This is a genomic window from Paenibacillus antarcticus (genome assembly GCF_001637225.1).
GTDB classification, from domain to species: domain Bacteria; phylum Bacillota; class Bacilli; order Paenibacillales; family Paenibacillaceae; genus Paenibacillus_AQ; species Paenibacillus_AQ antarcticus.
In genome coordinates, this window is the sequence record NZ_LVJI01000054.1 from 350,164 (window position 1) to 368,778 (window position 18,615).

16 protein-coding genes and 1 pseudogene are annotated in these 18,615 nt (G+C 39.3%); 11 read left to right on the forward strand and 6 right to left on the reverse strand.

Translation table 11 applies throughout. The annotated features are described in order from the left end of the window. The first annotated feature begins 126 nt into the window (after nt 1-126). From PBAT_RS24480 to PBAT_RS24500, 5 genes and pseudogenes are all read left to right on the forward strand, one after another. Nucleotides 127-1,017, forward strand: a complete 891-nt coding sequence (locus PBAT_RS24480; protein ID WP_068653254.1) for a hypothetical protein — start codon at nt 127-129, stop codon at nt 1,015-1,017. A 245-nt stretch (nt 1,018-1,262) separates the two neighbouring features. Further along, nucleotides 1,263-1,868, forward strand: a complete 606-nt coding sequence (locus tag PBAT_RS24485) for a pentapeptide repeat-containing protein (RefSeq protein WP_068653255.1) — start codon at nt 1,263-1,265, stop codon at nt 1,866-1,868. A gap of 318 nt (nt 1,869-2,186) precedes the next feature. Continuing rightward, complete coding sequence (locus PBAT_RS24490) at nt 2,187-4,265, forward strand: catalase (protein ID WP_068653256.1); 2,079 nt, start codon at nt 2,187-2,189, stop codon at nt 4,263-4,265. Between the two features lie 324 nt (nt 4,266-4,589). Next, nucleotides 4,590-5,137 (forward strand): annotated as a pseudogene (locus PBAT_RS24495) (YdhK family protein). A gap of 133 nt (nt 5,138-5,270) precedes the next feature. After that, nucleotides 5,271-6,242 carry an NAD-dependent epimerase/dehydratase family protein gene (locus PBAT_RS24500; RefSeq protein WP_068653257.1) on the forward strand — a complete coding sequence of 324 codons (972 nt, stop codon included), beginning with the start codon at nt 5,271-5,273 and terminating at the stop codon, nt 6,240-6,242. A gap of 351 nt (nt 6,243-6,593) precedes the next feature. On the opposite strand, the gene PBAT_RS24505 is transcribed toward PBAT_RS24500, so the two are convergent. Both PBAT_RS24505 and PBAT_RS24510 read right to left on the reverse strand, forming a co-directional pair. Further along, nucleotides 6,594-7,700, reverse strand: coding sequence for a GerAB/ArcD/ProY family transporter (locus PBAT_RS24505; RefSeq protein WP_068653258.1), 1,107 nt, complete (start codon nt 7,698-7,700; stop codon nt 6,594-6,596). Between the two features lie 5 nt (nt 7,701-7,705). Next, nucleotides 7,706-7,954 (reverse strand): hypothetical protein, encoded by a 249-nt coding sequence (locus PBAT_RS24510; protein ID WP_068653259.1) that lies wholly within the window; start codon nt 7,952-7,954, stop codon nt 7,706-7,708. Nucleotides 7,955-8,429: 475 nt separating this feature from the next. On the opposite strand from PBAT_RS24510, the gene PBAT_RS24515 reads away from it, so the two are divergent. The 4 genes from PBAT_RS24515 (at nt 8,430) to PBAT_RS26125 (ending at nt 10,944) form a co-directional block, all read left to right on the forward strand. Continuing rightward, entirely contained in the window at nt 8,430-9,302 is an 873-nt protein-coding gene (locus PBAT_RS24515; protein WP_188016953.1) for a YitT family protein, read from the forward strand. Between the two features lie 12 nt (nt 9,303-9,314). Further along, the gene (locus PBAT_RS26480; RefSeq protein ID WP_157091354.1) at nt 9,315-9,635 is read left to right on the forward strand and encodes a hypothetical protein; all 321 of its coding nucleotides are present in this window, start codon (nt 9,315-9,317) and stop codon (nt 9,633-9,635) included. 238 nt (nt 9,636-9,873) lie between these two features. Beyond that, complete coding sequence (locus PBAT_RS24520) at nt 9,874-10,389, forward strand: GNAT family N-acetyltransferase (RefSeq protein WP_068653261.1); 516 nt, start codon at nt 9,874-9,876, stop codon at nt 10,387-10,389. Nucleotides 10,390-10,839: 450 nt separating this feature from the next. Next, on the forward strand, nt 10,840-10,944 hold the full coding sequence (locus PBAT_RS26125; RefSeq protein WP_015735743.1) for a DUF6254 family protein: 105 nt from the start codon (nt 10,840-10,842) through the stop codon (nt 10,942-10,944). A 191-nt stretch (nt 10,945-11,135) separates the two neighbouring features. On the opposite strand, the gene PBAT_RS26130 is transcribed toward PBAT_RS26125, so the two are convergent. Both PBAT_RS26130 and PBAT_RS26135 read right to left on the reverse strand, forming a co-directional pair. After that, a complete protein-coding gene (locus PBAT_RS26130; RefSeq protein WP_246168245.1) occupies nt 11,136-11,786 on the reverse strand; it encodes an MFS transporter in 651 nt (216 codons plus the stop codon). An 80-nt stretch (nt 11,787-11,866) separates the two neighbouring features. Then, on the reverse strand, nt 11,867-12,361 hold the full coding sequence (locus tag PBAT_RS26135) for an MFS transporter (protein ID WP_246168246.1): 495 nt from the start codon (nt 12,359-12,361) through the stop codon (nt 11,867-11,869). A gap of 632 nt (nt 12,362-12,993) precedes the next feature. Between PBAT_RS26135 and ppsA the strand changes: the two genes are divergently transcribed. Next, entirely contained in the window at nt 12,994-15,609 is a 2,616-nt protein-coding gene (gene ppsA / locus PBAT_RS24530) for a phosphoenolpyruvate synthase (RefSeq protein WP_068653262.1), read from the forward strand. Between the two features lie 472 nt (nt 15,610-16,081). Here the strand turns inward: ppsA and PBAT_RS24540 are convergent, their stop codons facing one another. Both PBAT_RS24540 and PBAT_RS24545 read right to left on the reverse strand, forming a co-directional pair. Continuing rightward, on the reverse strand, nt 16,082-16,783 hold the full coding sequence (locus PBAT_RS24540) for a CAP domain-containing protein (RefSeq protein WP_068653264.1): 702 nt from the start codon (nt 16,781-16,783) through the stop codon (nt 16,082-16,084). A 493-nt stretch (nt 16,784-17,276) separates the two neighbouring features. Beyond that, the gene (locus PBAT_RS24545) at nt 17,277-17,615 is read right to left on the reverse strand and encodes an FAD-dependent oxidoreductase (RefSeq protein WP_068653265.1); all 339 of its coding nucleotides are present in this window, start codon (nt 17,613-17,615) and stop codon (nt 17,277-17,279) included. A gap of 175 nt (nt 17,616-17,790) precedes the next feature. Between PBAT_RS24545 and PBAT_RS24550 the strand changes: the two genes are divergently transcribed. Further along, on the forward strand, nt 17,791-18,489 hold the full coding sequence (locus PBAT_RS24550; RefSeq protein WP_248912460.1) for a MarR family transcriptional regulator: 699 nt from the start codon (nt 17,791-17,793) through the stop codon (nt 18,487-18,489). The last annotated feature ends 126 nt before the right edge of the window (nt 18,490-18,615 follow it).

Here is an 18,615-nt window from a genome sequence, read left to right on the forward strand (position 1 = left end):
TAGGAACAGAAGTTACAACATTTCATTGGTCCTTTTCACGTGCTTATGGAAATATCTGTTGGTCTACTTTTCCAAAAAACCTTGGTAAGGTAGAGGATACCAATTGATAAGAGGTGGTAAGTTGTCATGATTAAGAAACACTGTTTGTTCTGCGATGAGATTGTCTCCATTCAACCTGAAGGCGATTACGATAGATATCTAGGTTGTTCCTGTTCACCCGGCGGGTTCTATAGCCTACTGAGAGACAGCTACGAACCTATTCATTCGTTCCCTCATCAAAAGAAACGCAACATGCTTCATTTAGTATCGGCATATATCCGGGAGCTGACAGATTGTGATGAAAAGATCATTCTATCGGTCGACGATTTGGAATCCATTACAAATTCTCCGAACATTCCTGTAACCATTGAAGATAAAGGAAACCGTCTACTGCAATATTTGTACAGACATTCCGAAGGCCCGGGAGAATCGGTTGTTATTCAGCCACTCGCCAGAAGTTATAACCTAACGTATTCACTCAATCTGCAAGAACTGGTATATATCATTGATAAGCTGAGTAATGAAAAATTTCTTATCAGGGAAGGCATGAACTTTAAGCTTACGGAAAAGGGATGGCGTGAAGCCGCCGCAAGCGCCGGAAGAAAAAAATTAAAACCATGCGTTGTTCTCATCTCGGAAGAGGAGGATTTGCGCACAGTGTGGCAGGATAGGTTGTTACCTAAAATCGAGCAGTGTGGTTATCAACCGCGATTGCTTACACATACGAAAGCTCATAATCGCGAAAAGTATTCCTTAGAACTTATCTCGAATAGTAAACTGATTATCGCAGATTTAACCGGACAATCCCCTGAGGTGTATTTTACGGCGGGATATGCGCTAGGTTTGAATATCCCAGTGATATGGACTGTGAACAGAAGAGATGCTGATAAACTTTTCATTCAAATAAAAGATATACGTCCAGTTGTTTGGGAAACAGCTGAAGATCTAGCCGTTATACTTCAACAGAGATTGACTTAATAGAAGAGTAACAGGAAATGAAGTCGAAATGAATAAGCCTATATTAGCGACCGTCGAGAACCGTTACATTCTCGACGGTCATTTTTTACATATTCCGGTTTCATATCAGGTTATATAAAAAAATATCTAGATTGACTTTCAGTTGATATCATGCAGGTACTTGACACCCGTGTGGTATATTAAAAAAAGTGATTTCACATAGAAAGAGTCGGAAGTCTAACAAACTCTACTTAGGAGGCATTTAAATGTTTCAGCATAGCAATAAGGAATTTTCGGAAATAAACTTTGGTACACAAGATTTAAGGTATAGCGACCTAGTTGGCTGTACATTTAATCGTTGCTCATTTTCAAATGGATCACTAGAGGAGATTAACACCACCAACTGCCGATTCATCGAGTGTGATTTTCGCGGAGCATCGCTTAATGGCTCCATTCATAAAGAAACTGCATTTGTGAATTGTAACTTTAATGGAGCAAATCTTTTTGTTTCGAAATTTGAAATATGTAAAATGACGGGTTCTGATTTCTCCGGCTCAAATATGGATGGGATCACCATTGTTCAAGGCGATTGGTCGTATACAAATTTAAGGCATGCCAGATTAGTTAAGCAGGACTTACGTGGGATTAAATTCTTTGAAGCAGATTTGTCAGGGAGTAATTTAGAAAAAGCGGATTTAAGAGAGTCTGATCTGACAATGGCGATATTGGCAAAAGCGAAGTTAGAGGGTACTGATGTGAGGGGGGCTAAGCTGGAAGGTGTGGATTTTAGAACATTCACCGTTTCAGGTATGCGAATGGATAGAGAGCAAACGGTATTGTTTGCAATTTCTCAAGGAGTCAAAGTAGATTAATGATCCTTCAATTCGTTTGATAAAGAAGGAGAGTAGTAACCTATCCATTCAGAAGAATTAATGAATACATGTCAAAGCAGAACCCGAAAGTTGCAATACCAACATGAGAGGAAGCAAGGCAAGGATGTAATTATCCTTGCCTTGCTTCCTTTTTTTTCTAGAAAAGCACAAATGTCACTTTTCGTGAATCGGGTCAGATTCTTGATGAAGAAGTGTTTAATTCTGTGTTTGACAGGGTACTAAAATAAAGAATTGATTAACGATAAATTGGATTACCATTTTGATGATATGGAAATAGATTTTGAGGAGGAATAGAGAATGAGTAAGGAAGATAAGCACATGAAAAAAGATGCAAAAGAGGAGCAACTCGACTCTTTTCGAGTGGATAATGAAGGGCAAAAATTAACGACTAACCAGGGATTAAAGGTATCAGATGATGAATTTTCTTTGAAAGCGGGAGAACGTGGTCCGACTTTGATGGAGGATTTTCATTTCCGTGAAAAAATGACGCATTTCGACCATGAGCGGATTCCAGAACGGATCGTGCATGCTCGTGGTTTTGGCGCTCATGGTTACTTCCAAGTCTATGAACCGCTTACATCCATTACGAAAGCTGGTTTCTTGCAAGATCCATCTGTGAAAACGCCCGTCTTCGTGCGCTTCTCAACAGTAGCGGGATCCCGTGGATCTGCAGATACGGTGCGAGATGTACGTGGATTCTCGACCAAGTTTTATACAGAAGAAGGAAACTACGACCTTGTCGGTAACAATATGCCTGTATTTTTCATTCAGGATGCCATTAAATTTCCTGACTTTATCCATGCAGTAAAACCGGAACCTCATAATGAAGTTCCTCAAGCTTCTTCCGCGCACGATACATTCTGGGACTTCATGGCGAATAATCCGGAGACAGCTCACATGATGATGTGGTCGATGTCTGATCGGGCTTTGCCGCGCAGTTTCCGCATGATGGAGGGCTTTGGTGTACATACCTTTAGGCTCGTAAATGAGGAAGGAAAAGCTCACTTTGTCAAATTCCATTGGAAACCTGTGCTTGGTGTCCACTCCTTGGTGTGGGATGAGAACCAGAAGATTGCAGGTAAAGACCCAGACTTCCATCGCCGCGATTTATGGAATGCCATTGAAACCGGTAATTATCCGGAATTTGAATTTGGTCTTCAGATCATTAACGAAGAAGATGAGTTTAATTTTGACTTCGATATTCTAGATCCTACTAAACTCTGGCCAGAAGAAATTGTACCTGTTCGTAAAGTAGGTAAAATGACGTTAACTCGTAATACAGACAATTTCTTTGCTGAAACAGAGCAAATTGCGTTCCATCCAGGACATGTTGTACCAGGTATTGATTTCTCCAATGACCCGTTGCTTCAAGGCCGATTGTTCTCATACACGGATACTCAGATCTCCAGACTTGGGGGACCAAATTTTGCTGAAATCCCAATTAACCGTCCTATCGCACCTGTACACAATAATCAGCGTGATGGCATGCACCGGATGACAGTGAATCAAGGACCGGTCAGCTATCACCGTAACGGTATTGCGGGAAACAGTCCATCTACATCCACTCCACAAGAAGGCGGTTATCAGCATTACGCAGAGAAAGTAGATGGCCGGAAAGTGCAAGCAAGAAGCGATAGCTTCAAAGACTTCTACAGTCAAGCTACAATGTTCTGGAACAGTATGTCTGCCGTTGAGAAGAAACATATCACAAGTGCGTTCCAATTTGAGCTTGGCAAAGTTCAGCGTATGGATGTCCGTCAGTCAGTTATTAATCTGTTGATGAACATTGATCCGAAGCTTGCCGCAGATGTAGCACCTAAGATAGGAGCTCAGCTCCCAGAAGAAGTGAAACAAAGCAAAAATCCTACTCCGACTGATTCTCCGGCGCTCAGTATGATGAATACGATATTCTCTGCGAAGACTCGTAAAGTTGCTATCATTGCAGGTGCAGGTTTTGATCAAACAACAACCGATGTCATCAAGGCTCTAGAGGAAGCAGGAGTAACGGCAGAAGTGGTTAGTGACAGACTCGGTCCCATTGCTGGACAAGGTGGTAAGGAAATCGAGGCATTGCACACGTTCCTAACCAGTGATTCTTTATTATTTGATGCTATTTATATCGCGGGTGGAAAAGAAAGTGTAAACCTAATTGCATCCGAATCTGATGCTAAAGATTTTGTGCGGGAAGCTTACAAGCACTTTAAACCGATCGGAGCAGTGAATGAAGGAGTAGCTTTCCTTCAAAAGGCGTTAGCGGAGGAAGATCTTAATGCACCAGGTATAGTGACTGCGACCTCTAAGGACAAGCTTTCAGGATTTGAGAATAAATTCGTGGAAGCGGTAGCCGCGCATCGATTCTGGGATCGCAAATTGTAAGGAAAAGACTTAATGGTTACACGTATATTGGGCAAGTGGAATGGCTGCTTCTGCAGTCGTTCCACTTGCCTTTTTGTTAGCATATATATCATTTGAATTATGTTGTTGAGGAGAATTAGCGATAATTCTTTTTTTATTGATTCAAAATATAGACTAGGGAGGTACACTAAGTATAGATTGACTATAAATACTATAGGGGGGTATACTATTTTCGTACGAAGCTAAATAAATATAAATCCATAAGCATCTATCGAAAAATTACTTCTATCTTAAAATAAAAAATTAAAGTAATTTCAATAAATGAACTAGGAGTGTATTAAAAAAATGAAAAAACAATTAGCCATGATAAGTGTCGTTGCTGTCGTTGCTCTATCTTTAAGCGCCTGTGGGACAAGCACAAGTTCGAACAAATCGAATCAAAATAATAAGGAGATGAGTGATATGAATCATTCTAGTTCAGGAGAAGTATCATCTGATATGAAAAAAGCAGAGAATCCAACATTTAAGGTGGGAGATCAAGTAACGATTCATTCTGATCATATGGAAGGAATGAATGGAGCGAAAGGAACGGTAGTGGGAGCCTATAGCACAACAGCCTATGTGGTATCGTATACGCCTACTAATGGTGGTGAGAAAGTAACCAATCATAAATGGGTGATACAAGAGGAAATAAAAGATAATAACGCTGAACCATACAAACAAGGAGATCAAGTTGTCTTGAAGGCAGACATATGGATGGCATGAATGGAGCAAAGGCTTCAATTGATTCAGCTGAACAAACAACTGTATATATGGTGGATTACACACCTACTACCGGTGGGGAAGTAGTTAAAAATCATAAATGGGTAACAGAAAGTGAGATTACAAAATAAGGTTAAGGTATAGAAGGATGAATGATTGATGATTTGAAAATAGTTTTTCTTATGTCCACAATGGGTAAAAGAAAGAAGGGAAAGTAGATTTTAATTGGATCATTCCTGACTAACTGCATAGGAGATGGACTTCATGAAGAAAGTATTCGTATTAGGTGGGACTGGATTTCTAGGCTATTTCACGATTAAAGAATTATTAAAACGGAACTATAAAGTATCAACTATATCACGGCACTCCATGCCAACAGAGGATCTTTTGCCTCGTGAAGTCGAGTACAGAGTAGAAAATATCAATGACATGTCAGATGAAGATATCCAAGAGATGTTGAAGGGCGTCGATGGATTTGTATATGCTGCTGGAGCAGATGAACGGACGCTACCTGAGGCTCCAGCGGTGAAATTTTTCTATGAGGCAAACGTACTTCCTACACAGCGTATCGCCAGAATTGCTAAACAAGCAGGTGTGAAAAAGTTTGTATTGCTGAGTTCGTACTTTGCACATTTTGCGGAAGAGTGGTCCGATATTTCCTTGAAAGATAATGCCTATCCCCGTTCTCGAATGCTACAAGAGGAAGTAGCATGTATGGAAGGAGAGGGAGGCATGGATGTTATGAGTATTCGTTTGCCATATATTTTCGGTGTAATGCCAGGCCGAATGCCGCTCTGGACCATGTTTGTAAATAGACTGAAAGATCAGAAGGTCGTTTCGGTACTTGGAGGAGGTACAGCAATGGTCACAGCGCAGCAGGTTGCAGAAGCGACCATTGGGGCGATGGAATACGGTGAACATGGTGGCAAATATTCCATTTGTGGCATGAATATGAAGCATAGCGAGTTCCACCAAATGGTGTTGGATGCACTGGGGCAGAAAGATAGTACGATAAAGGTTGTGCCACTCGAGCAGATGAAGCCCGTTATGGAGCAAATAGATGCAAAGAACGCTGAAGCGGGTAAAGAGCAGGGTGTTCACATGAGCATGATGGCACAGATCCAGAATCGAGATGCCTATCTTGATTCAAAAGAGACCATGCCAATTCTCAAATATAATGTATATGATATTCGCGAATCAATCGAGGAGACGCTTCGTAAATGTGTTCAAGGATAGTTCGAATAAGACCGTACTTATTGACGAAACAAAGAACCCGCTCCTTACAGAAAACATGGCTATTGTAAGTGACTTTCATTCATGCATCTAAAGATGCTTTTCTTAGACTAGATGTCTATCATTTGTGGTGCACATTAAGTATTGTAGTGCATATAAAAGTGTCCAAGACATGGTTATTCAAAATTCATGTAGGGATATTTTTATTTCATTGCTATTGTTTTATAGTCAGGGTCGATGCCGGAAACAGAGCTCGGCTCTAATATTCAATGAAGCGGCACAGATACTATTTGTATTTCCGTCATCGATAGCCACCTTTTCTCGTTTCCATTAGAATATGTAAGAAAAGCAACACTAGTGTTTTATCTTAGACAAATCTTTGTTGGTTTTTTTTAATTTGGATATTATTAACAATATTAAAGGGAAAAATAGTCCGAAAGTTAAGTGATGTAATGTCGTAATGTTTGCTTCATAAACTTTAAAAGAGGCGATATTCGTAACACTGACAATAGCGTAGATAATTGAAAGGATTCCTAGGGGGAAAGTTAAAGGACGATAATCCTTTAAGTTTAATATTTGTGCGAGGCTAAGGTTTGCTGCATAAAAGAAAATTGTCGTCTTGAAATATAACGCCACTAACCATATAAGTGCTATTATTACTTCTATCCGTTGTATAATATTTCCTATATTTATTTTTTGAGCTAGAATATAAGTTGCGTAATGTAGATTCGATGAATGATAAACTCCTAGAACTAGAGTACTTAATAATATGATTAAAGATAAAAAAATGGAGCCAATCAGTGTTCCTAAGATAAAAGATTTTTTAGTTTTTTTAAATTGGATTACAAAAGGGAATAGCATTAAGAACGTCACTAGTTGCAAATAAGGAGAATCGAGAGAATAATATATAGTAACAGGTAATTTATTTATATTTTCTAGTATAGGTTGTATATTAGTGAATTGTATTTGAGGAGAAATAAAAATAATGAAAATAAATAAAAGCAATAGGATTAAAGGATAAAAAATTTCAGAAGCTCTAGCAAAAGGTTCAAGTCCAATACGCACTCCCATGATAATAATTAGGAAAAAGATAATATAGATGGCTACTATCGGAGTCTGCGTTAGGATATATATATTAATAAAATCACCTAGTTGTCGAAGGAAATAAGCAGTGCAATGAAAAAAGTATGTGAAATATAAAAATGAAACCGTTTTCCCGAGCCACTTTCCCAATATTTTCTCGCTATATTCGATGATGGTCATATTAGGAAAATAACTTCCTAGCTTGTTATATAATAATACAAACAATAGTCCGATTCCTGACCCAATGATATACCCTATCCAAGTATCTTGTTTTGCACTATCAGTTAATGATGGAATAAATATGATGGCCCCACCAATCGTAAAGAAGAACACTAATACCATAAATTGATGATATGATATTTTGATGTGTTTAAACATGCCCCTTATTCACCTCCCCAAGAATTTAATAGACCGAATAAAGCCTCACTGAGCGGTTTATATACGAAAGTAATCCATTCTAGCGGGTTCGGAATATTGACACGCAAACTGATCGCGATGCTTAGTCCTGTTCCAAAAAGTAGAAGTATAGAAAATACCCCCAGTTCCTTTATCCATTTCTTCTTCCAAAGAGAGGGGACTTCAAACATCGCGATTGCAGCCGTTACGACAATAATTCCGGTTATAGCCCACATCAGATTCGCTCCTTCTAATTTCCTTAGATCGCCACTGGGCTCCGCGAGATAACGCTTGAAAGCGTGCATAATTCGGCCGTACTAATAGAAGGATCCACAAGATTTTCGTCGAATGTTCGCAACTTCGTTTCTAAATCACACCAGTTCCAGTTATCACCAAAAATAATGTCTTATATTCATTAATTCAGAAAATAGAGTTGAAATTGCAGCAGCCGAAATTATGAGCGAATATGGTTTAAGCAAAATAGTGTTTTACAAATTCGCGACATTCTACTAGTTAGCTAGAGCATGCAAAAATCTGGATAGGAATTAATTTTAAAGCCATATAGATGCCGTGATTCTATTTGCCAACAAGGTGATACATGTTATAGACTTATTTTCTATGACTTCTCATCCAAGTGATCTTTTATGTGGTGGAAAAAAGAGGTGTGTCACTACCAGTGATAAGGAAAATAATTTGAAGCGGGGAAATTTAATGAATGGAACGAGACAACAAAAATCGAATAAACTGAAGATATTTTCAAGAGTATTATTAATTATTATTGGGGCTCTTATAGCTGCATATGGGCTAGAAGCAGTATTAATACCCAACAATGTCTCAGACGGTGGTGTGACAGGGCTGAGTATCGTTGGTTCAAACCTATTTGGATTACCGTTAGGGCTACTGATAGCCGTAATTAACATCCCTTTTGTTTGGTTAGGATATAAGCAAATTGGTAAGAGCTTTGCTATCTATTCAGTTATCGGTATTGCCTCTCTAGCAGTTGGCACTAGTCTTATGCATCATATACCAACGATCATCCATGGTGATACATTGTTAATTACCGTTGTTGGGGGTATTATCATCGGTTTTGGTATGGGGTTAGCATTGCGTAATGGTGGGGCAATAGATGGGATCGATATGTTAGCTGTACTACTTTCGCGCAAATTACCATTTGGGACAAGTGATCTAATCTTGTTCTTAAATATGTTTGTCTTTATTGTTGTTTCAACCGTATTTGGTCTACAAGGGGCTATTCTGTCAGCAATCGCATACTTTATTGCTTCTAAAGTAATTCATATTGTTGAAGAAGGTTTGAGCGGCTCCAAAACATTTAAAATCATCACAAATCAACCCGAAATCATGGTAGAAACCATTCGTGACCGATTAGGTCGCGGAGCAACATATACAGATGCTTACGGTGGCTACTCCAATGAACAATTTAAAGAAATCACTTGTATAATTAACCGTCTGGAAGAGAGTAAAATAAAAGAAATCATTCATGAAATTGACCCTAATGCCTTTGTTGTAGTATATGATGTAGCAGAAGTTAAGGGCGGTAATTTCAAGAAGCATAACATTCATTAATTACAAAATAACGTGTTGGTAGAGAAGATAATCATTCTCTCGCCGGCGCGTTATTTATTTACTTTTAATAAAAGACGCTTACTGTATTCCATTCCTCATGATACGGCAAGTCCGATTGTAACAAGCGGCATTCGATTCGGTACACCCGCTATGACGGCGAGAGGATTGGGACCTATAGAAATGAAAGAAATAGTCCAACTATTAAAAAACAGATACAGATACAGATACAGATACTGGGAAGTGTACGTGAGATTACGTCTCAGTTTCCTTTATATGAAGGACATCAATAGTTTGATAGTATATAAATTCGGCTTATTGCAGAATTTAAGATAGGCAAATTGATGTCACGCTAAAATGCACTATTCTGCCTACGTTGTGTCGGTACTTTCGCTAGAATGATCCTAACGCTTTCAAATCAGTGATTATCAAACCGAGAAACCATAGGGGTAATTATGCTCAACTAATTTGGAGTATAATAGTAGTTATTAATTTGAAGCAGAGGTGATATGAGTGCTTATAGCTATGTTTTTATGCTATGTATCTGGCATATTAACTATCAGGAGGTTGAACAATGAATATAATAATTAGACAAGAACAAATTGAAGACGTTAACGAAGTCTACCATGTAGTACAAAAAGCATTTGAAGATGCTGACTATTCAGACCATAATGAGCATAATTTGGTAAACAGGCTTAGGAATTCGGCGAAGTATATTCCAGAATTGTCTCTTGTAGCAGAATACGAGGATAAAATCGTTGGTCATATTCTTTTTACAAAAATAAAAGTGGGTGCTCAAACTCTGATTGCCCTTGCCCCTATTGCTGTATTACCAGAAATGCAAAACAAGAGCATAGGGAAGCTACTCATTATGGAAGGACACAAAATCGCAGCACAGCTTGGTTATAAAGGTTCCATTGTTTTGGGTCACGATAAATATTATCCGAAGTTTGGTTATAAAAAAGCCAGTCAATATGGCATAGAAGCACCATTCGAAGTTTCGGACGATAGTTTTATGGCAGTCGAGCTTATTCATGGTGGTCTTTCAGATGTCCTTGGCGTGGTAGAATATGCAAAAAGAATTTTTTGAACAGTAGATTACACACTTGAGATAATATGAAAGGTTTCCTTCCATACCTTATTAGGGCTGACCATGACGGCAAGTCACTTATAACAGCCTTTCCACTAAGGAGGGAATCTATCAGCCACACTGCACCCGTTGTTATCCAAAAAAGGAAACAGGTACAATAGTTTAAGTCGATGAAGATTTGAATAAACAAATGGGAGACGAAAGTAGAGCAACTGTCGCTGCAGTTGCTCTACTTTTACGAGTGGAGAAAACTCGATTGTATCCGCCGGTGCTATTGTCACGAAAGATGTTCCGCCCAATACTGTTGTGGCTAGCGTTCCAGCAAAAACCATAAGGATCATTCCAGTAATACCAAAAATCCAATGAATTCAATTTATGAATGAACAGAGGCTAGGAATGACAGAATAAGAAAGTGGTATACATCTCAATTTCCAAAGGAGGATATCTGTTATGGCTCACCAGAAGAGAAGGAAAGAAGCTGCCTGGAAGTCGCGAAAGCAAGAACAGCATCCCCATGGTAAAATCAAATCGCTCAAGGAATTGTCCAGCGAATAGAACGAGGAGTATACTGCTTGGAAGAGAAGGACTGTCGGCGAAATTTACCGACAGTCTTCTTTCTTAGCCTTCGTACTTACAATAATCTTCAAAAAGGTACAGTACCTGAGAGAAGAATAAGTAATGTAGTTAACTTTGTTTTACTACTGGGCAGGATTGCATAACGCGATTTAAATACAAGAAAGAATTAATTAAACAGCTAATTTTTGTGGTTCATTTACAGTGTGACGTCCGCTTATCGCAAGCATGACTATAGAAATAATGATAAGTACGAAACAGAACACAAATGAATATCTGTAACCTACAATACTGGCTAATCCCCCACCAACAAGACTACCAATCAGTCTACCGATCGTGGATGAGTTAGAAAAGAGTGTGGATGCATACCCAGGCATGTTTGGAAGCAGATCCTGGATGTAGCTAATGCCAATCGCTGAAATAACGGCAACAAAAACGGCGAGCAGAACTTGCGCTGCAAGCATCTGCCACATCGCATCTGAGTTAATGACAACAAGATAATAAACGCCTCCTAGAATAGCCCCACACATCATCAATATTCGGTTACTGTACTTTGCACTGAGTAGACCAAGCATAATCATAAAAGGAATTTCCAGCGCAGCACAAATACTGCTGACTAGACCGATATCGCTTGTCGTTCCCCCTAGATTGTTTGTAATAAAGAGGGCAGTATTGATGGTGCTCGTCCAATGAGCTATATACATGAGTATCAAAATCAGAAAAGGAAGCAGAATATTAGGGTTCTGACTCAGCCGGAAATTTTTTACTTTTACTTCAACATTACTTCTTTTCAGTTCTGTATTTGATTTGAGAAATAGGAACATAAGTAAGGCAACAAGCAGGAAAACTCCGATCGTACCCGAGAAAATACCCTTAAATCCTACAGCAGCGATTAGTAGCGTACCTATAGTAGCGTACCTATTAAAGGGCCTGTAATAAAGCCGAGCGAGAAAGCAGAACGCAAGGTAGAATTAGCAAACGCATGCTCAGTAAAATTACTCTTATTCACTGCTTCTCTAGAAATGGCAAACAATTGAGCCATTCCTGGTGCACCGAGGGCAGTAAACACAGTCATGTAGATGAACAAGATCGTGAAATCTTGGATGAGCAAGTATCCGCTGTAAGCCAGAGTATTGCAGAGTGTAGCGACAAGGTAAATGTTTTTTCGATTCAAGCCGAGGTCAGAACGTCTCCCGATTAGCGTACTGATCCATATCCCGGCAATTAACGTGACGGATAGAAAAATACCAAACATCCCAACAGATACTCCAAGCTGATCCGTGAAATAAATGGATAAAAAAGGTGCGCTGAGTGAAATACCCATTCCCTGCAGTAACATACATAAAAAAAGTAAGGCATATGAGGGAATCGAAAATAGTGCAGTAAGTCGTTTGATCATGATGTGAAGTTACTCCTCTATATTTGTTTAGATAGTCAATCTGGTTATATTATACTTGAAAAAGACAGCATTAATATATGATATGTAATAAGTAAGTGCATACCAACGAAGACAAATTGATTCAGCCCCACATGTTAAAAAAGACAGTAGTGAGACTTCAATATGGATATATGTGATATGGTGGCAGAAAACTATTCAATACCATTCCAAGTTCAGTCCTTTAGTTTGGATCTAACCCCAAAATCTCTTTGATACAGCAATTTGAAGGGGTTGAGAAGATTAGGGGAGAGTGATACTAATGATAGAAGAGAGAAAAGAGAGCTGCGTTGAAGATACTCCGGCTCCATTAACATTCCCAGGATTATCTTAGGCTACTGCATAGGACCGTAGAGAACAATACATTCCAAGGCATGTAGCTCAACCATGGTTTTTGATGTGAAAAAAAATATAGCGGGAAATCAAAAAAGAACCTGATAAAACTTATCAGGTTCTTTTATATTGCATATAAATAGACACGATGATATAATCGGTTCACGACTCAAATAAGTTAAATAGACTTACAATTTGATTGTATCATGCTGGTGAATCCATGTCAAATTTTTTCTCAATTTAATGGTTAGGAGCGATATTGAATGAGCACTTTGGTTCTCGGGTTTCAGGAAGTGGAAAAAACGCAGCTTTTGCTCGTTGGAGGCAAAGGGTTAAATTTAGGGGTATTATCAAAAATAGAAGGAATACAAGTACCAGAAGGATTTTGTGTTACAACAGTGGGGTTTCAAAAAGCCCTCGAACAAAAGGAAACGTATCATGCTTTGCTCAATCGACTAACAATGTTGCAAGCAGATGATCGAGATCAAATTGGTGAAATCAGCAGGAAGATTCGACAAATCATTATGGAATTAGAAATTCCTTCCGATGTTGTGACAGCAGTTACTCGCTATCTCTCCCAGTTCGGAAATGAACATGGCTATGCAGTGCGCTCTAGTGCAACTGCTGAAGATTTACCACATGCCTCTTTTGCTGGTCAATATGACACTTATTTAAATATCATCGGCGTCGATGCCACCTTGCTGCATATCAGCAAATGTTGGTCTTCCTTATTTACGGATCGCGCGGTAATCTACCGTATGCAAAATGGATTTGACCACAGTCAAGTGTATTTATCTGTTATCATTCAAAGAATGGTTTTCCCACAGGCTGCAGGGATTTTATTTACCGCTGATCCGATGACTTCTAACCGAAAGCTGCTATCCATCGATGCCAGTTATGGACTTGGAGAAGCACTGGTCTCTGGCTTGGTCTCTGCGGATTGTTATAAAGTACAGGAAGAGAAAATCATCGATAAGATGATAGCAACCAAGAGGTTGGCTATCTATGGACTACAAGAAGGTGGAACAGAGACACGCCAGATCGATCCTGATCAGCAGAAGACTCAAACACTTACTGATCAACAAATTTTACAACTATCACGCATCGGAAGACAGATCGAAGCTTATTTTGGTTGCCCCCAGGACATCGAATGGTGCTTGGTTGATGGCACATTTTATATTGTCCAGAGTCGGCCAATCACTACTTTATACCCGATCCCTGAAGTGAATGATCAAGAAAATCACGTGTACGTATCTGTTGGACATCAACAAATGATGACCGACACCATGAAACCATTAGGATTGTCCTTTTACCTGTTAACGACTCCTGCACCCATGCGTAAAGCTGGTGGGAGGTTGTTTGTTGATGTCACACAAATGCTAGCTTCACCTGTCAGCAGTACAATGATAATTGATGCCTTGGGTAAATCCGATCCGCTCATCAAAGACGCACTCTTGACCGTCATAGGGCGAGCAGATTTCATAAAATCATCAAAAGATGCTGAAAAAGCACCAAGTCCCAATAAAAGCAATAAAGATATGTCGTCTTCGGGTTCTCAAACACAAATCGAATACGATCCGACAATCGTTAGTGATCTAATTCAGAGTAATCAAACATCAATAGAAGATTTACAACAAAACATCCAAACGAAATCAGGATTAGTTTTAATTGATTTTATTCTAGAAGATATTCAGCAATTAAAGAAGATTCTATTTGACCCACAAAGTCTCGGTCTGATTATGGTTGCTATGGATGCTTCCTCATGGATCAATGAAAACATGGAGAAGTGGCTGGGTGAAAAAAATGCAGCAGATATGATTTCTCAATCCGTACCAAACAATATTACTTCGGAAATGGGTCTAGCACTACTCAATGTCGCTGATGTGATTCGTCCTTATCCAGAGGTTATAGATTATTTACAACATGTTAAAGATGATAACTTTTTGGATGAACTGGTTAAGTTTGATGGTGGACAGGAAACCCAAGACGCTATCTATGCTTATCTGGGCAAATACGGAATGCGATGTAGTGGAGAAATCGATATTACTAAAACGCGTTGGACTGAAAAACCAACTACACTTATCCCGATGATTCTCAGTAACATCAGAAACTTTGAACCTAATGCTAGCCATCAGAAATTTGAGCAAGGGCGACAGGAAGCTTTGAATAAAGAACAAGAGTTATTAGATCGATTGATGCAATTACCGGAAGGTGAGCAAAAAGCCAAAGAAACAAAACAAATGATCGACATCATCCGGAATTTCATCGGGTATCGCGAATATCCCAAATACGGTATGATTAATCGCTACTTCGTTTATAAGCAGGCTTTACTTAAGGAAGCTGAACAACTTGTGCAAGCGGGCGTTATTTATGAAAAAGAAGATTTATACTATCTCACCTTTGAAGAGCTTCGCGAAGTCGTACGCACAAATAAACTGGATTACCAGATTATCAGCGAACGAAAAGACGAGTACAAATTATATGATAAACTAACCCCTCCACGTGTTATCACGTCTGATGGTGAAATCATTGCAGGTGAGTACAAACGAGAAAATCTCCCATCCGAAGCTATTGTAGGTCTTCCTGTTTCTTCCGGCGTTATAGAGGGACTAGCACGTGTTATCTTAAACATGGAAGATGCTGATCTGGAAGATGGAGATATATTAGTTACCTCATTCACTGACCCTAGCTGGACAACATTATTTGTATCCATTAAAGGTCTAGTCACCGAAGTTGGTGGATTGATGACCCATGGGGCAGTTATTGCACGTGAATATGGCTTGCCAGCAGTTGTCGGTGTGGAGAATGCTACCGTACTGATAAAAGATGGGCAACGAATTCGCGTAAATGGAACAGAAGGGTATATCGAAATATTGTAATGACTGAATGCTTCAAGAAAGAGCCTCTGTCAAAATGGAAGGCATTAGATGAATGAAACCTGTCATAGATAAAAGGGGGTTACCCTGTTCTTCCTTTTCTCTAGCAGTAACTTCAATTCACTTCATCATTGTCGTATCGAAGAGGCTTTTAATTGGGAAAATGCCATGCAAGAATCTTTCTCGAATAATGGATCTGGTTTGGAAAAAGGATCGACAACGTAGGAAAATATTTGCACTACCTTCGATAGAGAAATCGGGGGCACTCACGATAGGGGATGATATACAATCGGAACTTTCATCTTTCATCCATCCGAATGTTACTATGTGTTGTGTTATCATGCTTCGAACTGGCGGTCCATCACAGGTGCAGCCATTAAACCAGACTTACAGAATTTAGGGGTCTGAGGTCTGGTTCGCTGCGTAGATTTCACACTATCTAACTAAAATTTAAAAAACGAACAATTTATTGGTATTATCCAGTAAATTCTTGGACCCATTCATTGTTATAAAAAGAAATACCTATATGGGTATAACTACTATTCAGTATATTTGCTTTGTGCCCTGGACTGTTCATCCATTCGTTCATAACCTGGGTAGGGGTTGTTTGCCCCTTAGCAATGTTTTCTCCAGCTGAATTGTATGTGATCCCAAACTCCTTCATCATATCGAAGGGAGATCCATGTGTTGGGGAATTATGATCAAAATAATTGTTGTTGTACATGTCCTGTGCCTTGACCATAGCCATTTTTGACAATTCTTCACTCATACTCAGGGAACCTAATCCTGCTTTGGATCTTTCTTGATTTACTAAATCCAGAACCTGCTCCGCGAATTGGGATGAATCCTTCTTACCCTCCTGTGCCTGTCCTGTTGGACTTGTCGGGACTTTTTCTCCAGAATTTCCGTTCGGTTGCTGGTTTGTTGGATTTCCGGTTGGTGTTTGAATCAGACCCAATAAATCCGAAGGATATCCGTTTTGTACTTCTTTTGTTGTAATCTTCGATGTAGCTGTTGCTGTTGATGATACCTGTGTTATGACAGGAGTTGGTGCAGCAGTATGAGTATGATTTGATATTCTTGTTTGCTTAGGTGTCACTTGCTTTTGCGTCACATTGTTATTGGTCGTACAGCCTGTCACCAGTAATACTACTGCCAATAAGATAAACTTTACCATTAGGTCAGCCTCCATGGTCCGTCAATTAGTGAAGATACCGAATTAAGATTTCCTGCTCGCCCTTTATTTATTCCTTTTTTTCTGAGAATTCCATTCAAATTATTTACAGCTTGTGTTATAAGAAATACATCTCAATGATGATAAAATATGGGTGAAATGCGGCTGACACGTAATATAGCTTAATATTACAAAACAAAAAAAATTGGAATGGTGATTCACTCATAATAAGTTTAAAGAACTGTCTGGTTACTGGTGTCATACTGCTTAAACGACCCACTTGATCGGCTTGGAAGATAATTGTGCGGTAAACTACTGATTGTAAAGAAATAACCGCTATGCGACTATCGCAAGCGGTTATTTTATATTCTTGGGTTCAACAAAAAAACTCAAAGGAAGTTTGCGGCATTGCGGAGCTCTACTCGCGAGATGAGCCCAGATCGTGACAGCGGTACTAGCACTTTCGGCGTACTATGCTAAATGTATTACGTAGTCCTTAAATCCACTGGGCAGCACTTGACCGTGGCGGGGTAATCGTACTAGTCATCTTGTCGAAAGCTCCCAGCCGCGGGTATTGGCCTCCCTCCGCGAGCGCTTCGCCCAGTACGCCGTGGTCTCCGAAGACCTCTTGGGTGCGCGGTTGGACTCCCTTGGCACGAGATCCCTTGAATGCGTGAGGGGCTTTGTCGACCAATCGGACTCTAATTCCACGCCTTAGTAGATCCGCTGCCAGCGTGGAACCGGTCGGACCGGCTCCGACGACGAGTACATCGATGTCGTAGTGTTTAGTCAAGTGGATAAACTTCCAATTCTTAAAGATAATGATAACTTTCATTGGTAGCTGCTCTTCATAATTTAGTTTCCTAGAAACTATATGTTTACTAGAAACAATAATGAATGAGGATCATTAGTTTGTCAATATTGTTTCAAGGAAACTTTAATTGTAATTTTTTCTTTGATATACTAGTACAATCAATCCATCGAAGGAGAAATTAATGATCAATTATTCAATGGAAAAGCAAAATAAATATCACTTAATTAAGGAATTCTTGGAAATTGTGAATGCTATACAGCGTAGATTCCAATCGGAGGACGACGAAGAAAAACAGTGGATGATCCAGAATAGTCCTAATCCCATTGTTGCAGATTTGATGAAAGAAATGACTGTTTTAATGCTGCATGTCCTGGATGCGATTGGCAAGCTTGAACCAGTAAACGGCATTACTATTTCGAAGCAATTCGGCATTTCCAAGGGGAGTGTCTCCAAAATAACGAGAAAACTGATTGATAAACAAATCATTATTATTGAATATCTTCCGGATAACAAAAAAGAAATTCTGTTCCGTACCACATCATTAGGCAAAGAGATTTTCTGTTTGCATCAAGCCCTCCATCATCAAATAGATCTCGGTGCCAATCGTTTCTTACAACGGTATACCGAAGATGAAATGCAATTTCTCGTCAGTGCACTTCGCGAAGTATTACATTCATCATGGATTCATACGGAGACAATCGGAGAATCAACCGCATCCAGTCAGCAGAATGCGCCAACTAATATAGAACCAGACACTGGTAAGGATCTTCGTTTTTTAACGGTTACCGAGGAAATGAACGAAATCAATGTGATGCTCAACAAGTTGGATTCATGCAACTTAAAGAAAGCGAAAGCGATTCTTAACGATGTATTTTTTTCTGTCTATGAGGATTAGCTTACTTCATGAATGCTTTATCAATATCGCAAACTATGGGTGGGCTAAAACGGGCAGGTTAGTCTAGTAGAGTGTTGAATTATTAATGTATGATAAATTAACTTAGAAAGGGGATTTCTATGGTAA